At 54.7% G+C, this 4,172-nt stretch carries 3 protein-coding genes; all 3 read left to right on the forward strand.

The features are described from left to right. The first annotated feature begins 50 nt into the window (after positions 1 to 50). From V7650_RS18000 to V7650_RS18010, 3 genes are read left to right on the forward strand one after another with little or no spacing between them, the layout of a single operon-like run. Positions 51 to 371, forward strand: coding sequence for a hypothetical protein (locus V7650_RS18000; protein ID WP_335657589.1), 321 nt, complete (start codon positions 51 to 53; stop codon positions 369 to 371). Further along, positions 368 to 952 carry a hypothetical protein gene (locus tag V7650_RS18005; protein WP_335657590.1) on the forward strand — a complete coding sequence of 195 codons (585 nt, stop codon included), beginning with the start codon at positions 368 to 370 and terminating at the stop codon, positions 950 to 952. The genes V7650_RS18000 and V7650_RS18005 overlap by 4 nt, the downstream gene beginning before the upstream one ends. Positions 953 to 955: 3 nt before the next feature. After that, the gene (locus V7650_RS18010) at positions 956 to 4,135 is read left to right on the forward strand and encodes a UvrD-helicase domain-containing protein (RefSeq protein ID WP_335657591.1); all 3,180 of its coding nucleotides are present in this window, start codon (positions 956 to 958) and stop codon (positions 4,133 to 4,135) included. The last annotated feature ends 37 nt before the right edge of the window (positions 4,136 to 4,172 follow it).

Here is a 4,172-nt window from a genome sequence, read left to right on the forward strand (position 1 = left end):
TGCTTCACCCGCGCAGTCGCGCAATAACGATGCCGAGACTCTAATCGCAAATGGATGAACGTTGGGGGTCACGTCATCACCGCAAGCGATCAGCTGAACTTACTGATGATCGAGAGTTCAGTGATGATGGTGAGGCAGCGGCTGCTCTTCAAATACGCGCTACGCTTGTAGCATTTGCGGACAAAAGGCTTAAAACAGAAGAGCACCGCCGACTTTTCCTTCTGCTGATGTTGGGCGACCTCCCGATAGATGCACCTGAAGCGCCCAATGATCTGGTTCGCCTCACAGGTAAACCGCGTAGTACACTTGCAAATCTCAAGACAGATTTTACGCGCATGCTCAAAGCAGCGCTTGTGGAGAAAGCGTCATGAATCCAACCTTATCAAACCCTAATAAGCTTGCAGAAGATTTCATTTCCTACGGTATCTGGGACTCAGCAGCTGTCGACCAACTGAGTTCAACCGAATTGGACGAGCTGTTCGATCACCTAGTTGCCCGCTCAATTGTCGAAACTGCGGCATCGAGTATCAGCCCAAATCCGGAAGTCCTTGATTCTGATGCGCAGGCAGCTGTGTTGAGTCTGCAAAGCTTCTATCTTGGTGCGCTGAACCGCTCGCGAGCGTCTAGACCTGACCCATCTTCCAAATTACCCAAAGCGGCTACATGGTTAGCAATCGAACCTGTCCTCAGAGATCGCGACTTTCTGATCCGGTTGGCGCAGCGCCGTCTTAGCGGATTGGGAGCACGCTGCGCGCGCGACTTGGCCGATCTGCTCGGTGTACCCAAACAAGTACTCGAGGACTATTTTGCAGGACAGGCCGGAGAAAACCTTGCCTTTGTTGAAAACCGAAATGTTGGCAAGCCGCAGGACGGCGGAGTAGAGGACTTCGCCACAGCTTTGGCTCGCTCAGATGTCCCTGACGCGTTCAAACGGAGGTGGCTGGAAGCATAGAAAATGGCCGCTTTCGACCTTGCCCGAATTGCCGCACGTAAACTCCGCGAAGGACATAGCGCTGAGCGCGCCCAAGGATATGAAGCTGTTGCTGCAGCCGCGGCGGGACTAGGTTTTGTCATTAAATTGGTCCCGCCCGGCGATCCAGTTATTGGTACGAGTGATGCCAAACTCCTTAGAGACTGGTTGTCGATCTACGTGCGCAACGACGTGTCGTCCGATCAAGCTGCAGCTTATGCGGCACACGAGCTCGGTCATCTGGAACTGCACCAACCACAAGAACTCTGCTCTGGATCAGACCCAGACGCCGGCGCGTCACGCGCGCTTTCGAGGGTCGAAGCCTATGGGCCGCGGGAACGACGGGAACTGCAAGCCAATGTATTCGCCCGTGAATTTCTGTTACCGCGCTCGCTGGCCCGGCAGCTATTTCTCGTAGAGTGCAAGAGCGCAGCCGATATTGCTCAGACCCTCAAACTTCCTTACCCTTTGGTGCGACGCCAGCTGTTGGACAGCCTCCTCGGCCCAGACATCGCGGAACAGTCGGTCGATATGGTCGCGCCGCAGCAGAAGCGAGATGAGAGCCAATGGGCGGCCGCCACCTTTGAAGGATCGGCTCTGCTGCTCGAGGCCGGCCCGGGTTCTGGTAAAACCCGCACTCTTGTGATGAGAATTGAACACCTTTTGGCGCAGCCGACTGTGAGTGCGAGAGATATACTTGCTCTAACATTTTCAAATAAGGCTGCAGGCGATCTTGCCGACCGCATTGCTAAAGCTCACCCAAATGCTGCCGCAGAAATGTGGACGGGAACCTTTCACGCCTTCGGGCTCGATCTAATCCGTCGTTATTATGATAAGCTTGGCCTTCCCAACAATGTCCAGTTAATTGATAAGGCACAGGCAATAGAACTGCTTGAAGATCGGCTACCGCTGATGGGACTGAAACATTATCACGATCTACGCAACCCGGATCAGGGTTTAGTGAAGATACTTTCAGCGGTCTCGCGCGCCAAAGACGAGCTCGTAGATCATGAAGACTTTGGTCGCCGCGCAAGCGCTGCTCTCGAAGTGGCCACTAGCGAGAAGGAAATCATTGCCGCAGAGCGTTCCTGCGAAGCGGCAACGGTATATAGGGTCTACACCGAGACTCTTCGTGAAGCTGGAGCAGTCGATTTTGGTGACCTCGTGATGCTGCCTGCACTCCTGATCGGCCGTAACGACGCGGTTCGCGAACAGGTGGCCCAGCGCCATTCTCACGTGCTGGTGGATGAGTATCAAGACGTAAATAGAGCAAGTGCACGTCTTTTGATTGAGCTTTATCGCGCAGGGTCAAGGCTTTGGGTTGTAGGCGATGCCCGACAATCCCTGTATCGCTGGAGGGGCGCATCATCAGCAAATATGGCAGGGTTCGAAGCCGATTTCGCTGGCGGTCAGCGCCTCCCTCTCGGTCATAATTACCGTTCGACTGATCATATCGTCAGTTTGAGCCGCCGCTTCGCTGCTGACATGCGAGCGGGCAAGAATGGTCTTGCATATAAGGCAGCCGCACAGCGATCTGAGGAAGGAAGCACCACGAAGCTGCTAGTTGGACGAAATGATGACTGCGAAGGCGAACTTCTCGCAGCAGAGATCAAACGTCTTGTGGAAGCTGGCGTACCACTGGCTACCCAAGCGGTCCTTGCGCCCACAAATGGCAGGTTGGACATTATGGCAGCGGCACTCGCCCGACAGGAGATAGCAACAACACATCTTGGCAGCTTTTTTGAGCGCGACGAAGTGCGAGATCTTTTGTCCATCCTCGCCCTACTTGCGGAAGCGAACGGCGGCGCTCTGGTCCGCGTCGCCGCGCTCCGAGAAATCAGGGTTGGACCACAAGATATCGGGACAATCGTCAGCGCGGCTCATAAAGACCGCATCCCGCTCAACGCCTTGCTTGAACGAGCATCAACCTTGCCGGGGATGACCTCCGCAGGTGGCCAAGCGTTGGAACGACTGGGAATGCAACTGAAGGGATTAGAATCTCATATGTCTGCGTTCGAGGTGGCGGCGAGTTGGCTACTTGATCGGTCGGATTATTTGCGGGATATTGCGAGTGAGCCGGGTCCGGAGGGCTCACTCGCACGCGCTGCGCTACAAGCCCTTCTTGGCTTTCTCGATCAACGCGAGCTTGATGGACGGCTGTTGACGCCAGCACGCGCGATCAAACGTGTGCGCAGTGCTGTGCTACTGGCTGACGATCGTGACCTTAGAGACGCGGCTCTTGGGGCTGACGCCGCCGCTGTTCGAATGATGACGATTCACGGTGCCAAAGGCTTAGAGTTTTCTGCAGTCCATGTGGTCGGCCTGCATGATCAGTGCTTACCCGGACGATTTCAACGCGATGACAGTCCCCTGCCGCCAGGATTGGTGCAGCCAGAAACACGGGAGATGCACCTCGAGGAGGAAGAATGCCTGTTTTTCGTCGCCATTTCGCGAGCGGAAGATCATCTTCGCCTCTATCATAACGAAATAGCAAACGTCCGATCTCGAAAGCCGTCTCCCTTTCTGGCGCGCCTCGGTAACCTTAGTCGCCACGAGCTCGCTGTTGCCACCGCCCCTTCCAACAGTCCTATTGTCCAGCACAAGCCTGTAAAAACCGTCCAAATCAACATATTTGATATTCGGGACTATGCAAGCTGCGCCTTGCGCATCGCATACCGGAGATATTTCGGGATTCATGGACGGCGCCACGAGTCTCCGTACCTTCAAACATCTGGCGTTCTCTATACTTTGGTGGATAGGATTACCGAAGTTGCCGGCCCGAATGTTAACTCAAATATGCAGGCTGTATTGGAAGAGGTTTGGGAAACACGCGGACCTATCGGAAGCGGACTAGCAGCCGATTACTTTGCCCACGCCAGCGGAAGGGTTTCGACTCTTGCACAGTTGGCCAGCGGGTTTGAGTCGCCGGGTTTTGCACATATTGAATTACCCATAAACGGTGGGACATTGACTGTCGGCGCGCCGTTAGTGCGTTCAACACCGAAAGGTACTGAAATCCGCTTCTTTGACGCAGGTCCTGTGCGCTCCAAAACCGGCAATGATCAATCAGCTGGTATTCTTCTTTCCGCCGCTAGGCATGCCTTTGGCCGCCAAGTAGACGCCATTGTCCCCCGTCAGCATTCAATAGACAGACTGGCTGCATGAAATAAGTGAGTGTTTTGGTTTCATTGCAGTGACTGTA

The organism is Parasphingorhabdus sp. (assembly GCF_036964565.1).
Lineage (GTDB): Bacteria > Pseudomonadota > Alphaproteobacteria > Sphingomonadales > Sphingomonadaceae > Parasphingorhabdus.